This window comes from Mycobacterium sp. SMC-4 (assembly GCF_050205565.1).
In the GTDB taxonomy this organism is placed as follows: domain Bacteria; phylum Actinomycetota; class Actinomycetes; order Mycobacteriales; family Mycobacteriaceae; genus Mycobacterium.
The window spans coordinates 141,328-163,015 of the sequence record NZ_JBNMQU010000012.1 but is presented as its reverse complement, the minus strand read 5'-3'; the positions used below and the strand labels follow the sequence as shown (position 1 = coordinate 163,015).

At 69.3% G+C, this 21,688-nt stretch carries 21 protein-coding genes; 15 read left to right on the top strand and 6 right to left on the bottom strand.

What is annotated here, in order from left to right:
- Positions 1-109: 109 nt before the first annotated feature.
- Together ACQI46_RS20815 and ACQI46_RS20810 are read left to right on the top strand one after the other, a co-directional pair.
- Positions 110-577: a hypothetical protein gene (locus tag ACQI46_RS20815; protein WP_427095934.1), complete on the top strand. Its 468-nt coding sequence runs from the start codon at positions 110-112 to the stop codon at positions 575-577.
- A 96-nt stretch (positions 578-673) separates the two neighbouring features.
- The gene (locus tag ACQI46_RS20810) at positions 674-3,244 is read left to right on the top strand and encodes a bifunctional FO biosynthesis protein CofGH (protein WP_427095933.1); all 2,571 of its coding nucleotides are present in this window, start codon (positions 674-676) and stop codon (positions 3,242-3,244) included.
- A gap of 53 nt (positions 3,245-3,297) precedes the next feature.
- Here ACQI46_RS20810 and ACQI46_RS20805 read toward each other — a convergent pair whose 3' ends face one another.
- Entirely contained in the window at positions 3,298-3,846 is a 549-nt protein-coding gene (locus tag ACQI46_RS20805) for a YceI family protein (protein WP_427095932.1), read from the bottom strand.
- A 326-nt stretch (positions 3,847-4,172) separates the two neighbouring features.
- Between ACQI46_RS20805 and fdxA the strand changes: the two genes are divergently transcribed.
- The gene (gene fdxA / locus ACQI46_RS20800; protein ID WP_427095931.1) at positions 4,173-4,496 is read left to right on the top strand and encodes a ferredoxin; all 324 of its coding nucleotides are present in this window, start codon (positions 4,173-4,175) and stop codon (positions 4,494-4,496) included.
- A 56-nt stretch (positions 4,497-4,552) separates the two neighbouring features.
- A complete protein-coding gene (gene dapC, locus ACQI46_RS20795; protein WP_427095995.1) occupies positions 4,553-5,641 on the top strand; it encodes a succinyldiaminopimelate transaminase in 1,089 nt (362 codons plus the stop codon).
- A gap of 4 nt (positions 5,642-5,645) precedes the next feature.
- On the opposite strand, the gene ACQI46_RS20790 is transcribed toward dapC, so the two are convergent.
- Positions 5,646-6,146: a hypothetical protein gene (locus ACQI46_RS20790; RefSeq protein WP_427095930.1), complete on the bottom strand. Its 501-nt coding sequence runs from the start codon at positions 6,144-6,146 to the stop codon at positions 5,646-5,648.
- Between the two features lie 146 nt (positions 6,147-6,292).
- Entirely contained in the window at positions 6,293-6,832 is a 540-nt protein-coding gene (locus tag ACQI46_RS20785) for an NUDIX domain-containing protein (RefSeq protein ID WP_427095929.1), read from the bottom strand.
- Between the two features lie 39 nt (positions 6,833-6,871).
- On the opposite strand from ACQI46_RS20785, the gene ACQI46_RS20780 reads away from it, so the two are divergent.
- Both ACQI46_RS20780 and ACQI46_RS20775 read left to right on the top strand, forming a co-directional pair.
- The gene (locus ACQI46_RS20780) at positions 6,872-8,290 is read left to right on the top strand and encodes an acyl-CoA synthetase (protein ID WP_427095928.1); all 1,419 of its coding nucleotides are present in this window, start codon (positions 6,872-6,874) and stop codon (positions 8,288-8,290) included.
- 134 nt (positions 8,291-8,424) lie between these two features.
- Positions 8,425-8,979, top strand: coding sequence for a M15 family metallopeptidase (locus ACQI46_RS20775; protein WP_427095994.1), 555 nt, complete (start codon positions 8,425-8,427; stop codon positions 8,977-8,979).
- Between the two features lie 71 nt (positions 8,980-9,050).
- On the opposite strand, the gene dapD is transcribed toward ACQI46_RS20775, so the two are convergent.
- On the bottom strand, positions 9,051-10,037 hold the full coding sequence (dapD, locus tag ACQI46_RS20770; RefSeq protein ID WP_427095927.1) for a 2,3,4,5-tetrahydropyridine-2,6-dicarboxylate N-succinyltransferase: 987 nt from the start codon (positions 10,035-10,037) through the stop codon (positions 9,051-9,053).
- On the opposite strand from dapD, the gene dapE reads away from it, so the two are divergent.
- On the top strand, positions 10,020-11,087 hold the full coding sequence (gene dapE / locus ACQI46_RS20765) for a succinyl-diaminopimelate desuccinylase (RefSeq protein ID WP_427095926.1): 1,068 nt from the start codon (positions 10,020-10,022) through the stop codon (positions 11,085-11,087). The genes dapD and dapE overlap by 18 nt on opposite strands.
- A 109-nt stretch (positions 11,088-11,196) precedes the next feature.
- Positions 11,197-12,810, top strand: coding sequence for an ABC-F family ATP-binding cassette domain-containing protein (locus ACQI46_RS20760; protein ID WP_427095925.1), 1,614 nt, complete (start codon positions 11,197-11,199; stop codon positions 12,808-12,810).
- Here ACQI46_RS20760 and ACQI46_RS20755 read toward each other — a convergent pair.
- A complete protein-coding gene (locus ACQI46_RS20755) occupies positions 12,807-14,807 on the bottom strand; it encodes an AAA family ATPase (protein ID WP_427095924.1) in 2,001 nt (666 codons plus the stop codon). The two genes, ACQI46_RS20760 and ACQI46_RS20755, sit on opposite strands and share 4 nt — an antisense overlap.
- Positions 14,808-14,836: 29 nt before the next feature.
- Here ACQI46_RS20755 and ACQI46_RS20750 point away from each other — a divergent pair, with 29 nt between their 5' ends.
- From ACQI46_RS20750 to ACQI46_RS20720, 7 genes are all read left to right on the top strand, one after another.
- Entirely contained in the window at positions 14,837-15,394 is a 558-nt protein-coding gene (locus ACQI46_RS20750) for a TIGR00730 family Rossman fold protein (protein WP_427095923.1), read from the top strand.
- 39 nt (positions 15,395-15,433) lie between these two features.
- Positions 15,434-17,236 (top strand): long-chain-acyl-CoA synthetase FadD6, encoded by a 1,803-nt coding sequence (gene fadD6, locus ACQI46_RS20745; RefSeq protein ID WP_427095922.1) that lies wholly within the window; start codon positions 15,434-15,436, stop codon positions 17,234-17,236.
- Positions 17,237-17,342: 106 nt separating this feature from the next.
- Positions 17,343-18,167: a dihydropteroate synthase gene (gene folP / locus ACQI46_RS20740; protein WP_427095993.1), complete on the top strand. Its 825-nt coding sequence runs from the start codon at positions 17,343-17,345 to the stop codon at positions 18,165-18,167.
- Positions 18,164-19,123, top strand: coding sequence for a glucosyl-3-phosphoglycerate synthase (locus ACQI46_RS20735; RefSeq protein ID WP_427095921.1), 960 nt, complete (start codon positions 18,164-18,166; stop codon positions 19,121-19,123). Before folP ends, ACQI46_RS20735 begins: the two co-directional genes overlap by 4 nt.
- 47 nt (positions 19,124-19,170) lie before the next feature.
- A complete protein-coding gene (locus ACQI46_RS20730) occupies positions 19,171-19,479 on the top strand; it encodes a DivIVA domain-containing protein (RefSeq protein WP_427095920.1) in 309 nt (102 codons plus the stop codon).
- Positions 19,476-20,084, top strand: coding sequence for a DNA-3-methyladenine glycosylase I (locus ACQI46_RS20725; RefSeq protein WP_427095919.1), 609 nt, complete (start codon positions 19,476-19,478; stop codon positions 20,082-20,084). Before ACQI46_RS20730 ends, ACQI46_RS20725 begins: the two co-directional genes overlap by 4 nt.
- Before the next feature lie 163 nt (positions 20,085-20,247).
- Entirely contained in the window at positions 20,248-20,415 is a 168-nt protein-coding gene (locus ACQI46_RS20720) for a DUF3117 domain-containing protein (protein WP_066829768.1), read from the top strand.
- 10 nt (positions 20,416-20,425) lie between these two features.
- Here the strand turns inward: ACQI46_RS20720 and glgA are convergent, their stop codons facing one another.
- Entirely contained in the window at positions 20,426-21,589 is a 1,164-nt protein-coding gene (gene glgA, locus ACQI46_RS20715) for a glycogen synthase (protein WP_427095918.1), read from the bottom strand.
- Between the last annotated feature and the right edge of the window lie 99 nt (positions 21,590-21,688).

The following is a 21,688-nucleotide window of genomic DNA, read 5'->3' as shown; positions in this document are numbered from 1 at the left end:
GGCAGGTCGAGCGGGTAAGCTGCCCCCAACCGCGTACGGAAGGGCAGCACATGGACCCCGACCTGGATCCCAACCTGCAGCACTGGCAGGACCGGCTGGACAACTTCCAATGGGTCGTCGGATCGCTGGTGTCCCTGCTCGACAGCATTCCGACCTGACCCCGCCGACCGCGCCGCCTGCAGACCGGCTCCGCGGGCTGGTGCTGTTCCTCCTGGGCCTCGACGGTGTGCTCTCGGCGCTGATGGCCGTGTTCTTCCTGCCGCTGCGAGTCGGCACTGTGCCGCTGCCGATCAGTGCGCTGCTCGCCGGCGTCCTCAACACCGCGCTCGTCTGGGCCGCGATGCACTGGACCACCTCTGCGCGCCTGAGCGCGCTGCCGCTGTGGACATGGCTGGCCACGGTCCTGCTGTGCACGTTCGGCGGGCCCGGCGACGACATCGTGCTCGGCGGCGTCGGGCTCATGGAGTATTCGCCGCTGCTGCTGATCGCGCTCGGAGCGCTGCCGCCCGCCTGGCTCGTGATGCGCCGTACGTCTGCGCCGGCGACCAGGGCCGAATCCGGGGTGGCCGTTCGATGACTACTGTGACCTCTATGTCCGGTGCATGGCAGGCGCATGCTGTTCCAGATCGTGAGATGCGCGGATGATCCACGACAACGTCGGGGTTACAGGGAAGTGGCTCTGAACCCCCAGCACGGCGCCAACCTGCCAGACCCGGTCATCCCTGCCGCGCACAACACCGCCGCGGTGCGGCGTGTGCTGCGCCGGGCCCGCGACGGCGTGGCCCTCAACGTCGACGAGGCCGCGATCGCGTTGACCGCGCGCGGCGACGAGCTGACCGACCTGTGCGCCAGCGCCGCCCGCGTACGCGACGCCGGACTGCAGGATGCCGGACGCCGCGGCGCCACCGGACGCCTCCCGGTGAGCTATTCGCGCAAGGTGTTCATCCCGGTGACGCACCTGTGCCGGGACACCTGCCACTACTGCACCTTCGTCACCGTGCCCGGCCGGCTGCGCTCCGCAGGCATGGGCATGTACATGGAGCCCGACGAGATTCTCGACGTGGCGCGCCGCGGTGCCGAGATGGGTTGCAAGGAAGCGCTGTTCACCCTCGGTGACCGGCCGGAGGCGCGCTGGGACGAGGCGCGGCAGTGGCTCGACGAGCGCGGGTACGACTCCACGCTGGACTACGTGCGAGCGATGGCGATCCGGGTGCTCGAGGAGACCGGCCTGCTGCCCCACCTGAACCCCGGCGTGATGAGCTGGGCGGAGCTCTCGCGGCTCAAACCCGTTGCGCCGTCGATGGGCATGATGCTGGAAACCACGTCGCGTCGGTTGTTCGAGACCCGTGGTGCCGCCCATTACGGCAGCCCCGACAAAGACCCCGAGGTGCGGCTGCGCACACTGGCCGACGCGGGGCGGTTGTCCATTCCGTTCACCACCGGTCTGTTGGTGGGTATCGGTGAGAGCCTGACCGAGCGGGCCGAGACCATCCACGCGATCCGGCGCTCGCACAAGGAATTCGGGCACATTCAGGAAGTGATCGTGCAGAACTTCCGCGCCAAGGACCACACCGCGATGGCCTCGGCGCCCGACGCGGGGTTCGAGGATTTCCTGGCCACCATCGCGGTCACCCGCCTGGTGATGGGGCCGAAGGTGCGCATTCAGGCGCCCCCGAACCTGGTCTCGCGGCAGGAGTGCCTCGCGCTGATCGGCGCCGGCGTCGACGACTGGGGTGGCGTCTCGCCGTTGACCCCCGACCACGTCAACCCCGAGCGGCCGTGGCCCGCGCTCGACGAGCTGGCCGCCGTCACCGCCGAGGCCGGGTACGACCTGGTGCAGCGCCTGACCGCGCAACCGCAGTACGTGCAGGCCGGCGCCGCGTGGATCGACCCGCGCGTGCGTGGACATGTCGACGCGCTGGCCGACCCCGACACCGGCTACGCCCTCGACGTCAACCCCGTCGGACGACCCTGGCAGGAGCCCGACGAGGCGTCCGAGTCGCTGGGTCGTACCGACCTGCACACCGCGATCGACAGCAGCGGCCGGCTGACCGAGACCCGCAGCGATCTGGGCAGCGCATTCGGTGACTGGGAGTCGATCCGTGCGAAGGTGGAGGAGCTGGCCACCCGCGCACCCGAACGCATCGACACCGACGTGCTCGCAGCGCTGCGCTCTGCTGAACACGACCCGGCCGGCTGCACCGACGACGAATACCTGGCGCTGGCCACCGCCGACGGTCCGGCCCTGGATGCCGTTGCCGCACTGGCGGACTCGCTACGTCGCGACACCGTCGGCGACGACGTGACGTTCGTCGTCAACCGCAACATCAACTTCACCAACATCTGCTACACCGGCTGCCGCTTCTGCGCCTTCGCGCAACGCAAAGGCGACGCCGACGCCTATTCGCTGTCCACGCAGGAGGTGGCCGACCGGGCGTGGGAAGCACACGTCGCCGGCGCGACCGAGGTGTGCATGCAGGGCGGCATCGACCCGGAGCTGCCGGTCACCGGGTACGCCGATCTGGTGCGTGCGGTCAAGGCGCGGGTGCCGTCGATGCACGTGCATGCGTTCAGTCCCATGGAGATCGCCAACGGGGTCACCAAAAGTGGTCTGAGCGTGCGGGAGTGGCTGATCGCGCTGCGCGAGGCCGGTCTGGGGTCGATCCCGGGCACCGCGGCCGAGATCCTCGACGACGAGGTGCGGTGGGTGCTGACCAAAGGGAAGCTGCCGACGTCGATGTGGATCGACGTCGTCACCACCGCCCACGAAGTCGGGCTGCGCTCGAGCTCGACGATGATGTACGGCCACGTCGACACCCCGCGGCACTGGGTGGGCCACCTGCGGGTGCTGCGCGACATCCAGGACCGCACCGGCGGGTTCACCGAGTTCGTGCCGTTGCCGTTCGTCCATCAGTCCTCGCCGCTGTACCTGGCCGGGGGAGCGCGCCCGGGTCCGACGCACCGCGACAACCGTGCGGTGCACGCGCTGGCGCGGATCATGCTGCACGGCAGGATCGCCAACATCCAGACCAGCTGGGTCAAGCTCGGCGTGGAGCGCACGCAGGTGATGCTCAACGGCGGTGCCAACGACCTGGGCGGCACGCTGATGGAAGAGACGATCTCGCGGATGGCCGGGTCGGAGTTCGGCTCGTACAAGAGCGTCGAGGACCTGGTGGAGATCGCGGCCGGCATCGGCCGGCCCGCGCGCCAGCGCACGACAACCTACGCGCCGCTGGCGGCCTGAGGCCCGCAGCGAAAAGCCGTGTGACACAGGCTTTTCGCTGCGAGCACCTGGGGTCAGGACTGCTTGACGGCTTCGATGGTCAGGACGACGGTGACCTTGTCGCCGACGACCACGCCGCCGGACTCCAACGGCATGTCGATGTCGATGCCGAAGTCGCGCCGGTTGAGCACGACCGACGCCTCGAAGCCGGCGACCTCGCCGCCGTCCATGCCGGTGCCGACACCGTTGAACTCGAGGTTCAGTGAGATCGGCTTGGTCACGCCCTTGAGGGTCAGCTCGCCGTCGAGCACATAGTCCTCGCCTTCGGGGCGGATCGCGGTGGAGGTGAACGTGGCGAGCGGGTAGCGCTCGACGTCGAAGAATTCGGCGGAGCGCAGGTGGGCGTCGCGTTGCTCGTTGCGGGTGTTGATCGAGTCGACGGCGACCTCGGCCTGCACCGACGGGGTGCCGTTCTCGGCGACGGTGATGGCGCCGTGGAACTTCTCGAATTCGCCGCGGACCTTGCTCACCATCAGGTGGCGTACGGAGAAGCCGACCGACGAGTGCACCGGGTCGATGGCCCAGGTGCCGGCGGACAGGGTGGTGGCGGTAGCTGTGGTCATGAGAGTCCTCCTCGAGTTGATTCGGTCATGCTGCGGGCGCCGACTTCGCGGGCCTCAGATAGGTAAACGGACCGTAGTCCGCATTTGTTCCCATCCGGTCGTCCGCGGGATGACGGGCCGGGCGTGCCGACTAGGCGGATGGGAAACGAGACGGTTAGTATCTGTAACCGTGCGCAACCCCTAACTCGGTTTTGCGCAACTTAGGGCACACTGAGACAAACGTCCCAACGACGGCAGGGATACTTGCTGGGACCTGTTCGCAGTTGAGCTCTCTGCCTGTTAAGCAGCCCGCAGGATTGCAGTTCGAGGACTTGAGGAGAAGTTAGGTGACGTACGTCATTGCCGAGCCTTGCGTCGACGTCAAAGACAAGGCGTGCATCGAGGAATGCCCTGTCGACTGCATCTACGAGGGCGCTCGCATGCTGTACATCCACCCGGACGAATGCGTCGACTGCGGCGCTTGCGAACCGGTGTGCCCCGTTGAGGCCATCTACTACGAGGACGACGTCCCCGACCAGTGGAGCAGCTACACCCAGTCCAACGCGGACTTCTTCACCGAGCTCGGTTCTCCCGGCGGCGCCTCGAAGGTCGGGCAGACCGACAACGACCCGCAGGCGGTCAAGGACCTGCCTCCGCAGGGCGAGGACTGAGGACGACGACGCCCGCACCTGGCGGTCCTGACGAAGTCGGGACGGTCCGCCGACCGCTGAAATCCGCGGCTCTGCCGGTGTTCCCGTGGGACACGCTGTCGGAGGTCACCACGGCTGCCCGGGCGCACCCTGACGGCATCGTCGACCTCTCGGTAGGTACGCCCGTCGACCCGGTCGCCCCTGTCATCCGTGATGCGCTGGCCGCGGCGAGTGCTGCTCCCGGCTACCCGACGACCGCTGGTACCGAGGCGCTGCGCTCGTCGGCGGTCGCCGCGCTGGAACGTCGGTACGGCATCACCGGGCTGACGCCGCAGGCGGTGCTGCCGTCGATCGGCACCAAGGAGCTCATTGCCTGGCTACCGACGTTGCTCGGCCTGGGGGCCGGGGACACCGTGGTGGTGCCGGAGCTGGCCTACCCGACCTACGAGGTGGGGGCGCTACTGGCCGGAGCGGCCGTCGTGCGTGCGGACTCGCTGACCCAGGTAGGGCCTCTGACCCCGGCGCTGGTGTACCTGAACTCCCCGAGCAACCCGACCGGCAAGGTTCTCGGCGTCGACCATTTGCGCAAAGTCGTCGGCTGGGCCCGCGAACGCGGCGTGCTGGTCGCATCCGACGAGTGCTACCTGGGTCTCGGGTGGGATGCGGCGCCGGTGTCGATCCTGCATCCCGACGTCTGCGACGGCGACCACACCGGGCTGCTGGCACTGCACTCGCTGTCCAAGACGTCGTCGCTGGCCGGCTACCGGGCGGGCCTGGTCGCCGGGGATGCCGCCGTGGTGGCCGAGCTGCTGGCGGTGCGCAAGCACGCCGGGATGATGGTGCCCTTCCCGGTCCAGGGCGCCATGGTGGCGGCATTCGACGACGACGAGCACGAGCGCGTGCAGCGCGAACGCTATGCGCGCCGACGGACCGCGTTGCGCGGCGCGCTGGAGGCCGCCGGCTTCACGGTGGACCACTCCGAGGCGGGCCTGTATCTGTGGGCCACGCGTGGGGAACCATGCCGGCAGACGCTGGCCTGGCTGGCCGAGCGGGGGATCCTCGTCGCCCCCGGCGAGTTCTACGGACCGCGTGGGGCCCAGCATGTGCGGGTCGCGTTGACGGCGTCCGACGAGCGGGTGACCGCTGCGGTGCAGCGATTGGGGTGACCGGTTACGCCGGGTACGCGGCGACCGGCATGATCACGGTGCCCTTGCACAGGCCGTCGAGAATCTCGGTGCGCCACGTGCCGTACATCGAACCGTCGGGCGTCGGGGCGTAGAACACCAGTGACCGCGCCGGGGCGTACTCGCGGGGCACGTCACCGCCGCGGAAGCACTCCCACTGCCAGTTGTAGTTGAACAGCCACTGTTTGCCGTCCCAGGTGTAGCGGGTGGGCTGCGGGATGGTGGGGTTGGTGGGTGCGGGACCGTCGCTGGCGGTGGCCGTGCAGATTCCGGCGCACGACGTGGTGAACGTGTACTGCGCGCTGAAGTCCGGTTCCGGTTGCCGCGCGGCGATGCTGGTGCCCATCTTGTCCGACGCGTAGGTCACCACGGTGTAACGGCCGTTCCATGCCTGCGGCGCGGCCTCGGCCGTGGCAGGGATGCAAACACACAGCGCCGCAACGGCTGTCGCAGATGCAAGCGCGCGGCGCGCCCCGGGGGCAGACATGGTTCCTCGCAGTGTCGTCAGATGTGGGCAGTTGCAACCTAATTGCCTCACCCGTCAAAGTGCCTGATCGACACGACCGCTTGAGCCACGGTTGAGTCACGGCTTGGTATCGGTGCTGAACGTGAAAGCCGTTTGCGGCGAATGGATCACCGCTCGTGGAGCAGCAGCAGCGTCCACGCGGCCAGGGACTGCGCGTCGGTGATCGCGCCGTCGCGCATCATCTGTTCGACTTCGGACCGGGCGAACCACGCGCTGGTCATGTCCTGTTCCTCGGGTTCGCGGTCGTGCGGACCTTCGGTGATGCCGGTGGCCAGGAACACGCGGCCGCGTTGGCTGCTCATGCCCGGGGCCACGTCGAGCAGACCGAGGAAGGCCATCGACTCGGCGAGCAGACCCGTCTCCTCGCGCAGTTCACGCGCGGCCAGTTCGGCGGGGTCCAGGTCGGCGCGGCCGGGGGCGGTGCCCTGGGGGAACTCCCAGCGCCGTATCCCCAACGGGTAGCGGAACTGTTCGACCAGACAGAATCGGTCGCCGGGGTCGCGGGCGATCACCAACGCGTAATCGGGTTTGTCGACCACCGCGTAGATGCCCGGGCTGCCGTCCGGTCTGCGGATGTCGTCTTCGCGGAGGGTCATCCAGTTGTTGCGGTACACCTCGTGCGAACCCACGGCCCGGATCGAATCCACGAGCACAGTATGCCCAGACCGGCAGGTAGCCTTCGGGGCGTGCTGCTGGCCTCTTTGAACCCCGCGGCCGTCGCCGCTGGTGCCGAGCTCGACGATGCGGTGCGCATCGACGGCGTCTCGCTGCGCCGCAGCGATCTGGTCGGCGCGGCCACCTCGGTCGCCGAACGGGTGGCCGGGGCCGCCCGCGTGGCGGTCCTCGCCCGGCCCACCGCGTCGACGGTGCTGGCCATCGCCGGGTGCCTGATCGCCGGTGTGCCTGCCGTGCCGGTGCCCGCCGACGTCGGCGCGGCCGAACGCCGGCACATCATCACCGATTCCGGTGCCCAGGCGTGGCTGGGGGAGAAGCCCGACGAGCCCGAAGGGCTGGGCCACATCCCGGTGCGTCTGCACGCGCGCAGCTGGCACCGCTACGCCGAACCGCCGGCCGACGCGACCGCGCTGATCATGTACACCTCGGGCACCACGGGCCCGCCCAAGGGCGTGGTCGTCAGTCGTCGCGCCATCGCCGCCGACATCGACATGCTCGCCCAGGCGTGGCAGTGGACCGCCGAGGACACCCTGGTGCACGGGCTGCCGCTGTACCACGTGCACGGTCTGGTGCTCGGGCTGCTGGGATCGCTGCGCATCGGCAACCGGTTCATTCACACCGGGAAGCCGCAGCCGGCGGCGTACGCCGAGGCGGTCACCGAGCGCGGTGGATCGCTGGTGTTCGGGGTGCCGACGGTGTGGTCGCGGGTGGTCGCCGACGGTGCGGCCGCCCGGGCGATGTCGCAGGCCCGGCTGCTGGTGTCGGGCAGCGCAGCGCTGCCGGTGCCGGTGTTAGACGGGCTGGTCGAGCTCAGCGGTCACGCACCCGTCGAACGGTACGGCAGCACCGAATCGTTGATCACGCTGAGCACCCTGGCATCCGGTGAGCGCCGGCCCGGGTGGGTCGGGCTGCCGCTGGAGGGTGTGCGCACCCGGTTGGTCGACGACGACGGCGGCGAGGTCGCTCATGACGGGGAGACCATCGGCCGGTTGCATGTGCAGAGCCCGACGCTGTTCGACGGCTATCTCAACCGGCCCGACGCCACCGCCGACGTGCTCGGCGACGACGGCTGGTACCGCACCGGCGACGTCGCCGTCATCGACGGCGGCGGTATGCACCGCATCGTCGGCCGGGAATCGGTGGATCTGATCAAGACCGGTGGCTTCCGCGTCGGTGCGGGTGAGATCGAGACCGTGCTGTTGGGTCATCCGGGGGTGGTCGAGGCCGCGGTGATCGGCGCGCCCGACGACGACCTCGGGCAGAAGATCGTGGCGTTCGTCGTCGGCGAGGCCGCACCCGGGCAGCTGACCGAGTATGTGGCGGAGCAGCTTTCGGCGCACAAGCGCCCACGCGAGGTGCGGGTGGTGGACAGTCTGCCGCGCAACGCCATGGGCAAGGTCCTCAAACCCCAGCTCGCACAGTGGCTCTGACGTTTGCGCGAGCGCGCGTGTCTGTTGGCGACACGCCGGGCTTTTCTCGGATTTCCCGCGCGCTCGGCGCGATCGGCGGAGCGCTGACCGTCGGACTCCTGGCGGCCTGCGGTCAATCGCCACCGGTGGCACTGATGCAGACCAGCATGACCCTGCCACCCGAACCGCCCGCGCCGCTCGAACCGCTCGCGCCTCCTGCGCCGCTCGAACCGCCCGCGCCACCCGCGGATCCGCTGACCATCGGACCGGCCGCGGTCGACACCACCGGCGGCTGGTTGCCCGACGGCGTCATGCTCTCGCCGATCGACGACGCGGCGAATCCGATTCTGGCGCAGCTGGATCCGAACCTGCTGCGCGCAGTGCAGGAAGCCACGCGAGCCGCTGCGGCCCAAGGCGTCGAGCTGAAGGTGACCTCGGGCTGGCGGTCACCGGGCTTTCAGCAGCGGCTGTTCGACGACGCCGTGCGCACCTACGGCAGCCGAGCGAAAGCCGCCGAACTGGTCGCAACGCCCGAGGTGTCCAAGCATGTCATCGGCCAGGCTGTCGACATCGGTCCGGCCGCCGCGGACCACTGGCTGATCGCGAACGGTCCGCGGTTCGGCTTGTGTCAGATCTACGCCAACGAGATCTGGCATTTCGAGCTCGTGTCCGGGCCGTGCCCGCCGCTGCTGCCCAACGCCGCGGGGTGACGAGCGCGCGCAAAGTGCTGACGAGACGCGGCGTGTCGAGGGACAGACACGCGCGCTCGCGCAAAACAAAGTCAGTTGGCGTGCAGGGCCTCGTTGAGGGTGATGCCAGAACCGTCGCGCTTGACCACCTCGACCGCCCCGGACAGCGAGTTGCGGCGGAACAGCAGGTTGTTCGCGCCGGAGAATTCCCGCGCTTTCACGGTCTGCCCGTCCGCGGTCTGCACCTTGGTACCCGCGGTCACATAGAGCCCCGCCTCGACAACGCAGTCGTCACCCAGCGAGATGCCCAGGCCAGCGTTGGCGCCCAGCAGGCAGCGCTTGCCGACCGAGATCACCTCGGTGCCGCCGCCGGACAGCGTGCCCATGATGGAGGCGCCGCCGCCGATGTCGGAGCCGTCGTCGACCACCACGCCGGCCGAGATGCGCCCCTCCACCATCGAGCTGCCCAGCGTGCCGGCGTTGAAGTTGACGAAGCCCTCATGCATCACCGTGGTGCCGGCGGCCAGATGCGCGCCCAACCGCACCCGGTCGGCGTCGGCGATGCGCACCCCGGACGGCAGCACGTAGTCGACCATGCGGGGGAACTTGTCCACCCCGTACACGGCGACCTGGCCGCGGCTGCGCAGCCGTGCGCGCACGGTCTCGAAGCCCTCGACCTGGCACGGCCCGAAGTTCGTCCACACCACGTTGGTCAACACGCCGAACAGCCCGTCGGCGTTCAGGCCGTGCGGCGCGACCAGCCGGTGCGACAGCAGGTGCAGGCGCAGGTAACCGTCGTAGGCGTCGGCCGCCTTGTCGTCGAGCGACGCGATGACCGTGCGCACCGCGACCACCTCGACGTCGCGGTCCTCGTCGCGGCCGGTCAGCGTCGCCAATGCCTCGGGAATCTCGGCCACCGACAGCCGGGTGGTCCCGGCCGGGCCGTCACCGCCGAGCTCGGGTGCCGGGAACCAGGTGTCGAGGACGGTTCCGTCCGCAGTGATCGTCGCCAAACCGATGCCTGATGCAGAAGTCACGGCGCTAAGACTAACGTCAGGGCTGTGACGCTCGACCTGCACGGTGACCCGGTTGCGCTGACCGCTGCGCTGGTCGACATCCCCAGCGAATCGCGGCACGAGAAGCGCATCGCCGACGAGATCGAAGCCGCGTTGCGCGAGCAGACCACCGGCTACGAGATCATCCGCAACGGCGACGCGGTGCTGGCCCGAACCGACTTCGGCAAACCGTCACGCGTGCTGTTGGCCGGGCACACCGACACTGTTCCGGCCGCCGACAACATGCCCAGCCGACTCGAGGGCGGCGTCCTGCGCGGCTGCGGCACCTCGGACATGAAAGCCGGCGACGCGGTCTTCCTGCACCTGGCGGCCACCGTCACCGAACCCGCCCATGACATCACCCTCGTGCTCTACGACTGCGAGGAGATCGAAGCCTCCGCCAACGGTCTGGGCCGCATCGAACGCGAACTTCCGCAGTGGCTCGACGCCGACGTTGCGATCCTCGGCGAGCCCTCGGACGGCTACATCGAGGCGGGCTGTCAGGGCACGCTGCGGATGCGCATCTCCACCCGGGGCACCCGCGCGCACTCCGCCCGATCATGGTTGGGCGACAACGCCATTCACAAACTCGGCGATGTACTGGCACGGCTGAACGCCTACCGGGCCCGCGACGTCGACATCGACGGGTGTGTCTACCGCGAGGGCCTGTCCGCGGTGCGCATCGACGGCGGCATCGCCGGCAACGTGATCCCCGACGCGGCGACGGTCACGGTCAACTTCCGTTTCGCGCCCGACCGCAGCGTCGAGGCGGCCTACGCGCATGTCTGCGAGGTTTTCGACGGCCTCGACGTCGCCCTCGAACTCACCGACTCGGCCGCCGGGGCGCTACCCGGTCTCACCCGCCCGGCCGCCGCCGCGCTCGTCGCCGCCGCCGGCGGGCAGGTGCGCGCCAAGTACGGCTGGACCGACGTGTCGCGGTTCGCGGCGCTAGGCATCCCCGCGGTCAACTACGGCCCTGGCGACCCCAACCTGGCGCACCGCGCCGACGAACACGTCGCGGTCGACAAGATCACCGCGGCCACCGAGATGCTGCGCGGCTATTTAATCGGTTGACCGCGCCTCTAGCCTGAAAGGCATGTGGGGAGACGACATCACCGGCTGAGCCGGCACGCCGTCCTGTTCGATCCGCGGGCTCACGCCCGCATGCGGAAAGCGTCTCCTCATGTCTGCTTCTGTGGTCTGTACCGATCTCGGGTTCTGCTGGCCCGACGGCACCGAACTGTTCTCGGGTCTGACGTTCGCGCTGACCGCCGGGCGCACCGGCCTGGTCGCCGCCAACGGAGCCGGAAAGAGCACGCTGCTGCGCGTCATCGCGGGCGAGCTGACGCCGACCAGCGGTGCGGTCACCGTCGACGGCTCCGTCGGCCACCTGCCGCAGACGCTGCCGCTGATGTCCGGCCGCAGCGTGGCCGACCTGCTGGGCGTGGCGCCGGCCCTCGACGCGCTCGCCGCGCTGAGCGCCGGCGACACCAGCGAGGAGCTGTTCGTCACCATCGGCGACGACTGGGACATCGAGGAACGCAGCCGCGCCCACCTGGACCGACTCGGCCTCGGGCACCTCACGCTCGACCGGCCGCTGGAGACCCTGTCCGGCGGCGAGGTGGTCTTCCTCGGGCTGGCCCGACAGCTGTTGCGCCGCAACGACATTCTGCTTCTCGACGAACCGACCAACAACCTCGACACCGCGGCACGTCGCCGGCTCTACCGTGCGCTCGACGACTACCACGGATGTCTGCTGGTGGTCAGCCACGACCGTGTCCTGCTCGACCGGATGGACCAGATCGCCGAACTGCACCGCGGTGGAATCACCCTCTACGGAGGTGATTTCACCGAGTACCAGGCCGCGGTCGCGGCCGGCGCCGAGGCGGCCCACGCCGCGGTCCGCAACGCCGAACAGCAACTGAAGCGGCAGAGCCGGCAACGCCAACAGGCCCGCGAGCGCGCCGACCGCCGTGCCGGTACCGCCGCCCGGGGCCTGGCCGACGCCGGGCTGCCGAAAATCGTTGCGGGCGCCCGCAAGCGGCGTGCGCAGGAAACCAGCGGCCGAGTCGACGACGTGCACGCCCGACGGGTCGAGGAGGCCCGGGCTCGCCTCGCCGACGCCGAACAGGCCCTGCGCGACGACGACGCGCTGGTGCTCAACCTCCCGGACACCGACGTCGCCGCCCGACGGATCGTGTTGACCGCCGACGACGTCGGCGTCGATCTCGGCGGACGCCGGATCCTCGACGGGGTGAACCTGACCGTGCGCGGACCCGAACACGTCGCGCTCACCGGGCCCAACGGTGCGGGTAAGACGACGTTGCTACGCGTGCTGTGCGGACAGATCACGCCGCAGCAGGGTTCGGTGCAGGTCGCCGCGGGCCGGGTGGCCTACGTCTCGCAGCGGCTCGACCTGCTCGACGACGACCGCACTGTCGCGCAGAACCTCGCCGCGTTCGCGCCCAGCCTGTCGACCACGCACCGGCGACACCTGTTGGCGCAGTTCCTGTTCCGCGGCGACACGGTGGACCAAACGGTGCGGGGGCTGTCCGGCGGAGAACGCCTGCGGGCGACGCTGGCGTGTGTGCTGTTCGCCGAACCCGCACCGCACCTGCTGCTGCTCGACGAGCCGACCAACAACCTGGACCTCGCCGGTGTCGCGCAGCTCGAAGCCGCGCTGCGCGCCTACCGCGGCGCGTTCCTCGTGGTGAGCCACGACGACAGGTTCCTCGACGCGCTCGACGTGCACCGCGAACTGCGGCTGCACAACCGGACCCTGACCGAGAAGACCTAGGCGCGGGCACGCGCGATCGCCGCACGACCGAACGCGCAGTCGACCTCAGAGCTGCACCGCGTCAACGCTTCCAGCGCGCGCCGGTCGCCGAGCTGGACGGCCGAGTCCAGCGCGCGCAGTGCCACGGCGTGCTGCCCTCCGCGCTGCGCGGCCCTGGCCGCGTCTCGGGCCGCTGCGACCGCGCCGAACGCGTCGCGTCGTGCCGCATTCGTCCACGCCCGCGCCAACGCGAGTTCCGGTGCGAACAGCATCGATTTGAGTCCGTGCCGAGCCTCCGCGCGTGCCAACGCTTTTCCGGCCTCGACCGCATGACCGAGCCGACCCGAAGCCTGCGCCAACAGCATCCACGCCAGCGGACCCCACGAGTAGCCGGTCGGCGCCAGCGTCGCCGCGGCGCTGCGCAGCAATTCGACGGCCCCTTCGAGTTCGCCTTGGGCGATCAGCACGTCGGCCTGCACCACCTCGCCGATCGCGCGCCCCGGCTGCCGGCGCTGCGCGAAATCGGTCAGCCGCTGTGCCAGGTTCAGGGCCTGGCGCGGCTCGCCGTTCATGATCAGTGCGGTGACCTGACCGTAGCCACTGGTGAAGCGCAGCAGTCCCGGTTGGCCCGCGGCCACCGCGCGCCGCGCCAGCGCGTCAACGCCGGCGAAGTGCCCGCGCCGTGCCGACGTCAACGCCGCGGCAGACGCGGCCCACCCGATCGCGGTGTCGTCAGCCGCCGGAGAGGACAGCACCGAGTCCGCCAGTTCCGTTGCCCGCGCCAGGTTTCCGGAGTTCATCGCGAACGTCGCGGACAACGCGTCCAGTGTGGTGCGCGCGGCCGGCGCCGCCAGTTTGGTGCGCGTGTTCTGCAGCAACGCGGTGGCGTGCTCGGGTTGCGACAGCATCCAGAACCGGTTCGCCGCCGTCGGCAGCGCCCACGCCAACAACTCCGGCTCCGAGAGCGTGTCCGGGTCGATGCCGGCGAGCACCTCGTCGGCCTCCCGGCCGCGTCCCTGCCAGGCCAACGCATAGCCGAGCGTCAGCCGCGCCCCGAGGTCGGTGTCCGTCCGTAGCGCCGACCGGGCGAGCCGTTCGGACAGCTCGAGCGCGCCCAGCCGCAACGCGTCTCCCGCGGCGCCCTGCAACTCCCCGCGCGGGGCCGACCAGTCGCTGTCGACGGCCAGCACCGCGCGGCGCAACCGCGCCACCACGCCGTCGGCGGGCAGCCGAGCCGCCACCGCGCTGCGCAGCCGGCGCAGTTCCGGCCCGCCGAGCACCTCGCGCACCGCGTCGGTGAACAACGGATGCGCCGCACCCAGCCCGTCGGCGCCGAGGACCACCGCCTGTGACTGCAGCGCCGCCTCGACAGCGCGGGCGCTGGTCAGCAACGCAGCCACCTCGAGCGGCAGGGGATCGGCGACCGACAAAAACTCCAGGACCCGGTGCGCGTCGGCGTCCAGATCGTCGACGTACGAGTTGACCTGAGCCCGCAGCCGAGCGTCCTCGTGACCGGGCGGGTGCAGCTCGATCCGGTGGACCAGCTCGTCCTGCCACAGCGCCGCCACCTCCGCGGGCAGCCACGCCGCCACGTCGTCGCCGTCGGTGGAAACCGTCACGAGCAGGGTCACCGACCCGCTCACCGCCAGTTGGTAGACCAGCGCCGCCGACAGCGGGTCGAGCAGATGCGCGTCGTCGACCACCAACAGACGACCGTCGCCCAGGTGTTCACGGGCGGCCTCGAGCACCGCGGCGGTCTTCCCGGTCGCCGGGATGTCCACCAGATGCTCGAACGCGGCGAACGGGACCTGCGCACCGATCGGTGTCGCCCGTATCCAGTCCACCCGCGGGAAGTCGGGCGCGACCCGTTCCAGCGACCGACGCGCCAACGTGGTCTTGCCCACCCCGGCAGGTCCCACCAGCGCGGCGCCGCCGTGGGCCCACAGCGCCGCGTCGACCTCGGCCAACACGGGTTCGGCCGGTGCGGTCACCCATCGAACCGGCAGTGGCACAGGCACCGCCGGAGTCTATGGCTAGGTTTGAGCCTGTGTCCCGAGATCCCGACCGCGAATGGGCGGTGTGCGTGTACTGCGCTTCCGGGCCGACACACCCGGAGCTGATCGAGTTGGCCCGGCGGGTCGGCGCCGCGATCGCCGAGCGCGGCTGGACGCTGGTCTCAGGGGGCGGCAACGTCTCGGCGATGGGGGCGGTGGCCCAGGCCGCCCGCGAACGCGGCGGCTACACCGTCGGCGTCATCCCCAAAGCCCTGATCCACAAAGAGGTCGCCGACACCGACGCCGACGAACTCGTCGTCACCGACACCATGCGGGAACGCAAACAAGTCATGGAGGACCGCGCCGACGCGTTCCTCGCGCTACCCGGAGGCATCGGCACCCTGGAAGAATTCTTCGAAGCCTGGACAGCGGCGTATTTGGGTATGCACAACAAACCGATCGTGATGCTCGACACTGTCGGGCACTACGACGGTCTGCTGGCCTGGCTACGCGGGCTGGTCGGCACCGGATACGTGGGCGAGGGCGCGATGGGCATTCTCACCGTCGTCGACGACGTCGATGCCGCTCTGGTCGCATGCGCACCTGGCTAGGGTGACCCACACATCGACAGCGGAGGAAGAGCGGCAACTATGACGAACCAGTCGGGGACCCGAAGCAGCGTCGGACTGCTTGATCTCGCCAAACAGGTGCCGGGTCTGCTGAACGACATACCCACGATGGTCCGGGGTGTCGTCACCGGGTTCGGTGCCCGGCCTTCGGCCAAGACGTCCATCGGGAAGGTGTTCCAGGACCGCGCGGCGCAATACGCCGACAACGTGTTCCTGAAGTTCGAGGACCGCAACATCACGTACCGCGAAGCCAACGAGACCGTGAACCGGTACGCCTCTGTCCTGGCCGCCAAGGGCGTCGGCAAGGGCGACGTCGTCGGCATCATGATGCGCAACTCACCCGAACCCATCTTGCTGATGCTCGCGGCCGTCAAGTGCGGCGCCATCTCCGGCATGCTGAACTACCACCAGCGCGACGAAGTCCTCAAGCACAGCCTCGGTCTGCTGTCGGCGAAGGTCGTGGTCGCCGAAAGCGAGTTCGTCGAGCCGATCTCCGATTCTGGTGCCGACACCGACGTCGTGATCACCCTCGAGGACTTCCAGAAACTCGCCGAGACCGCGTCCACCTCCAACCCGGCCGCCACATCGGCGGTGCTGGCCAAGGACAAGGCGTTCTACATCTTCACCTCCGGCACCACCGGCATGCCGAAGGCCAGCGTCATGACCCACTACCGCTGGCTGCGTGCCCTGGCCGGCTTCGGCGGTCTCGGGATGCGCCTGCACAGCAACGACACCCTGTACTGCTGTCTGCCGCTCTACCACAACAACGCGCTGACGGTGGCGCTGTCGTCGGTGCTGAACTCCGGGGCGACCCTGGCGATCGGCAAGTCGTTCTCGGCGTCGAAGTTCTGGGACGACGTCATCCGCTACGACGCCACCGCGTTCGTCTACATCGGCGAGGTCTGCGCCTACCTGCTCAACCAGCCGGAAAAGCCCACCGACCGCCAGCACAAGGTCCGCGTCATCTGCGGCAACGGGCTGCGCCCCAGCATCTGGGACGACTTCACCAAGCGGTTCGGCATCGAACGCGTCTGCGAGTTTTATTCGGCCAGCGAGAGCAACACCGCGTTCGTCAACTTCTTCAACATCGACAAGACGACCGGGATCTGCCCGACCCCGGTCGCGTTCGTCGAGTACGACGAGGACGGCGAACCCGTCCGCGACAAGGACGGCCGCGTCCGCCGGGTCGCCAACGGTGAGCCGGGCCTGCTGCTGTCGAAGGTCAGCAGCTTCCAGCCGTTCGACGGCTACACCGACGACGAGGAGTCGGAGAAGAAGCTGGTGCGCGACGCGTTCAAGAAGGGCGACGTCTGGTTCAACACCGGAGACCTGATGCAGTACCAGGGCTTCGGGCACGCCGCCTTCACCGACCGCCTCGGCGACACCTTCCGCTGGAAGGGCGAGAATGTCGCGACCACCGAGGTCGAGGCCGCGGTGGCCACCGACGAACAGGTCGAGGAGTGCACGGTCTACGGCGTCGAGGTGCCCGAAACCGGGGGCAGGGCGGGCATGGTCGCGGTCCAGCTCAAGGACGGGCAGGAGTTCGACGGCAAGGCGTTGGCCGACGCGGTCTACGACAAGCTGCCCGGTTATGCGGTGCCCCTGTTCGTGCGCGTGGTCGACGAGATCGCCTACACCTCGACGTTCAAGAGCCAGAAGGTGGATCTGCGCAAGGAGGGCTACGGCGGATCCAGCGGCGAAGGCGATGACGACGACGTCAAGGTCGACGACCCGATCTATGTGCTCTCCGGCAAGGACGAAGGCTATGTGCCGTTCTACGACGAGTACCTGCAGGAGGTCGCGGCCGGTAAGAAGCCCAAGTAGCGGGGCTTCGCCCGGACGGGCTGCGCGAACGTAGCCTGGGAGGGTGACCTCGAGCTGTCGGCGGACGTTTCTGGGACGGCCGGTGGCCGGTGATCGCGCGCTGATCATGGCGATCGTGAACCGGACGCCGGACTCGTTCTACGACCGCGGCGCGACGTTCGCCGACGAGGCCGCCAAGCAGGCAGCTCACCGCGTCATCGCCGACGGCGCCGACGTCGTCGACGTGGGCGGTGTGAAGGCCGGTCCGGGCGCGACGGTCGACGTCGACGAGGAGATCGCCCGGGTGGTGCCGTTCATCGAATGGCTGCGCGCGACGTTCCCGGACCAGCTGATCTCCGTCGACACCTGGCGGGCCGAGGTGGCCAAGCAGGCGTGCGCGGCCGGGGCGGACCTGATCAACGACACCTGGAGCGGCGCCGACCCCGAGTTGGCCGGGGTCGCCGCCGAGTTCGACGCCGGTCTGGTGTGTTCGCACACCGGCGGGGCGGTGCCGCGCACCCGTCCGTTCCGGGTGAACTACGGCATCACCGAGCGTGGCGTGGTCGACGACGTGATCGCCGAGGTGACGGCCGCGGCTCGACGGGCGGTGGCTCTGGGGGTTTCGCGCGACCGGATTCTCATCGACCCGACCCACGATTTCGGCAAGAACACTTACCACGGTCTTAGTTTGTTGCGCCACGTGAAAGACCTTGTAAACACTGGATGGCCCGTCCTGATGGCCCTGAGCAACAAGGATTTTGTCGGGGAGACTCTGGGGGTGGGTTTGACCGAACGCCTCGAGGGCACCCTGGCCGCGACCGCTCTGGCCGCCGCTGACGGTGCGGCGATGTTTCGTGTGCACGAGGTCGGACCCACGCGTCGGGTATTGGAGATGGTTGCGTCGATCAAAGGCGCCCGTCAGCCGAAACGTACGGTGAGGGGACTCGCATGACTGTGTTGTCTGATCGCGTCAACGAACTGCAATTGCACGAGGTGGCTCGGCACCGCTGGTTGCACGACCACAGCTGGAGCCGGCCGAACTGGACCATCGCCGAACTCGTCGCCGCCAAGCGTGGCCGCACCGTGTCGGTGGTGCTGCCCGCTCTCAACGAACAGGAGACGGTCGGCGGGGTCGTCGAGACCATCACCCCGCTGCTGGGCGGGTTGGTCGACGAGCTGATCGTGCTGGATTCCGGGTCGACCGACGACACCGAGATCCGCGCCGTCGCCGCGGGCGCGCGGGTGGTCAGTCGTGAGGTCGCCCTGCCCGAGATCACCCCGGCGCCGGGCAAGGGCGAGGTGCTGTGGCGCTCACTGGCGGCCACCACCGGCGACATCATCGCGTTCGTCGACTCCGACCTGCTCAACCCGGACCCGATGTTCGTGCCGAAGCTGCTCGGTCCGCTGCTGACCACCGACGGTGTGCATCTGGTGAAGGGCTTCTACCGTCGTCCGTTGAAGGTCGGTGGCGGTGAGGACGCCAACGGCGGGGGACGCGTCACCGAACTGGTGGCCCGCCCGCTGCTGGCCGCGCTGCGCCCAGAACTGATGTGCCTGTACCAACCGCTCGGCGGCGAGTACGCCGGCACCCGTGAGTTGTTGACCTCGGTGCCTTTCGCGCCCGGCTACGGCGTGGAGATCGGTCTGCTCGTCGACACCTACGACCGCCTCGGCCTCGACGCGATCGCCCAGGTCAACCTCGGGGTGCGCACGCACCGCAACCGTCCGCTGACCGAGCTGGCGTCGATGAGCCGGCAGGTGATCGCCACGCTGTTGCAGCGCTGCGGCATCCCCGACTCGGGGATCGGCCTCACCCAGTTCTTCGCCGACGGCGAGGAGTACACCCCCCGCACCTCGACGGTCTCGCTGGCCGACCGGCCGCCGATGGTGAGCCTGCGGCCCCGCTGAGGAATCTGGTGGACGTGCCCCGGTAGCCGGTCAGGCAATATCGAAGGGTGACGCTCGTCCTGCTCTACCTCGTCGTGCTGGTGCTCGTCGGCATCGTGTTGTTCGCGATCGGCAGCGTGCTGTTCGGCCGCGGCGAGTCGCTGCCCCCGCTGCCGCAGGGGACCACGGCGACGGTGCTGCCGGTTACCGACGTGACCGGCGCCGACATCGACGCGCTGAAGTTCACCCAGACGCTGCGCGGATACAAGGCCAGTGAAGTCGACTGGGTGCTCGACCGGCTGGGCCGGGAGATCGACACGCTGCGTGCGGAGTTGGCCGCCGCGCGCAACGACTCCCACCAGCGGGCCGAGCAGTGACCGGCACCGTCGAAGACCGTCGCATCCGCTGCGGCTGGATCGACCAATCCCGGCTGTCTGCAGAGGATTTCGTGCTCTACCGCGACTACCACGACAACGAGTGGGGTCGTCCGCTGCGGGACTCTGCCGCACTGTTCGAGCGGATCAGCCTGGAGGCGTTCCAGAGCGGCTTGTCGTGGCTGATCATCCTGCGCAAGCGGCCGAACTTTCGCACCGCGTTCGATGGGTTCGACGTCGAACGCGTCGCCCGCTACACCGACAAAGACGTCGAACGGTTGCTGGCCGACCCCGGAATCGTGCGCAACCGCGCCAAGATCGAAGCCACCATCTCCAACGCCCGGGCCACCGCCGAGCTGGCCGATCAGGGCATCGACCTCGGCGAGTTGCTCTGGTCGTTCGCGCCGCCGGATGCGGCCACCCGGCCGCGGCCGGTCGACCTGTCACGGGTGGCCGCGGTGACCCCGGAATCCACGGCGATGGCCAAGGAACTCAAGCGCCGCGGCTTCCGGTTCGTGGGGCCGACGACGGCGTACGCGCTGATGCAGGCGACCGGCATGGTCGACGACCACGTGGCCAACTGTTGGGTGCCGCGTGGTGCGGCCTGACCGTTATCGCCGGGTCTTTGCACACGAGGTGCCCGGGATAGGGAACAATGGAATTCTGTAGCAGTTCAGAGCCGGGTGCTGTCGGCGCTCCCATGTGGGCAGTTGCACGGCTCGCGGACATACCGGGCCCTGACGGGCACGTCCACTGTGGAGGGAGCACTCGATGGCGGCGATGAAGCCCCGGACCGGAGACGGTCCACTGGAAGCGACCAAGGAGGGGCGCGGCATCGTGATGCGGGTACCGCTGGAAGGCGGTGGCCGGCTCGTCGTCGAACTGACACCGGACGAGGCATCCGCACTGGGCGACGAACTCAAGAACGTCACCAGCTGACGCGACGTCGCTACGTGGTGACCCGGCGGTAGATCTGCAGGGTCTCCGCAGCGATCTGCGCCCAGGAGAACTCGTCGATGCACCGCTGCCGTCCGGCCTGTCCGTAGCCGCGTGCTCGATCCGGATCACCGACCAGGGTGTTGACCGCTGCGGCGAGATCCCGTTCGAACGACGTCGGGTCTTCGGCGGCGTAGTGCACGAGCAGCCCGGTGTGCTGGTCGTCGACCACCTCCGGGATCCCGCCGACGTCGGAGGCCACCACCGCGGTCGCGCATGCCATCGCTTCCAGGTTGACGATGCCCAGCGGTTCGTACACCGAGGGGCACACGAATACTGTTGCCGCTGACAGGATTTCGCGAATGTCGTGGGTCGGCAGCATCTCGCGCACCCAGAACACACCGGACCGGGCCGCGGAGAGTCGCTGTACCGCCGAAGCCACCTCTTCGGCGATCTCGGGAGTGTCGGGTGCCCCGGCGCACAGCACCAACTGCACCTCGGGAGCGAAATGGTGGGCCGCGGCCACCAGATGCGCGACGCCCTTCTGGCGGGTGATGCGACCCACGAACGCGACGACCGGCCGGGTCGGGTCCACCCCGAGCCTGGCCAGCACCGAGGCGTCGCCGTCGGGTTCGGCCGGGTACCACACGTCGGTGTCGATCCCGTTGCGCACCACGTGGACCCGGTCGGGGTCCAGCGCAGGATAGGTGGCCAGCACGTCGGATCGCATGCCGGAGCTGACGGCGATCACAGCTGCCGCCGCCTCCACGGCGGTGCGCTCCACCCAAGAAGAGACGCGGTAGCCGCCGCCGAGCTGCTCGGCCTTCCACGGCCGCATGGGCTCCAGCGAGTGTGCGGTGAGCACGTGGGGGACGTCGTAGAGCAACGCCGACAGGTGACCGGCCAGCCCGGTGTACCAGGTGTGCGAGTGCACCACGGTGGCCGCCGAGGCGGCATTGACCATGTTCAGATCCGCCGACAACATCGCCAGCGCCGGGTTGGCGCCCTGCAGGGCCGGATCCGGAGCCGCCACCGTCACCCCGGGGCGCGGTGCGCCCATGCAGTGCACGTCGACCTCACACAGGTGCCGCAACTGGGCGACGAGCTCGGTCACGTGCACGCCCGCCCCGCCGTACACCTCGGGTGGATACTCCCGAGTCATCATCGCCACCCGCATGCCCCAGACCGTATCCAACTTCGGTACCGGCTGCGAAGTCTCAATTGCCTTGACGGACAAACCCAAGCCGTCGACCGGTCCGGCCCGCCCACCGGCGCG

Coding starts and splice junctions, on each gene's coding strand:
- ACQI46_RS20815 (WP_427095934.1), top strand. CDS start 110: ATGGGTCGTCGGATCGCTGGTGTCCCTGCTCGACAGCATTCCGACCTG.
- ACQI46_RS20805 (WP_427095932.1), bottom strand. CDS start 3,846: ATGACCACAGCTACCGCCACCACCCTGTCCGCCGGCACCTGGGCCATC.
- ACQI46_RS20790 (WP_427095930.1), bottom strand. CDS start 6,146: ATGTCTGCCCCCGGGGCGCGCCGCGCGCTTGCATCTGCGACAGCCGTT.
- ACQI46_RS20775 (WP_427095994.1), top strand. CDS start 8,425: ATGCAGACCAGCATGACCCTGCCACCCGAACCGCCCGCGCCGCTCGAA.
- ACQI46_RS20760 (WP_427095925.1), top strand. CDS start 11,197: ATGTCTGCTTCTGTGGTCTGTACCGATCTCGGGTTCTGCTGGCCCGAC.
- fadD6 (WP_427095922.1), top strand. CDS start 15,434: ATGACGAACCAGTCGGGGACCCGAAGCAGCGTCGGACTGCTTGATCTC.
- folP (WP_427095993.1), top strand. CDS start 17,343: ATGGCGATCGTGAACCGGACGCCGGACTCGTTCTACGACCGCGGCGCG.
- ACQI46_RS20735 (WP_427095921.1), top strand. CDS start 18,164: ATGACTGTGTTGTCTGATCGCGTCAACGAACTGCAATTGCACGAGGTG.
- ACQI46_RS20720 (WP_066829768.1), top strand. CDS start 20,248: ATGGCGGCGATGAAGCCCCGGACCGGAGACGGTCCACTGGAAGCGACC.
- glgA (WP_427095918.1), bottom strand. CDS start 21,589: ATGCGGGTGGCGATGATGACTCGGGAGTATCCACCCGAGGTGTACGGC.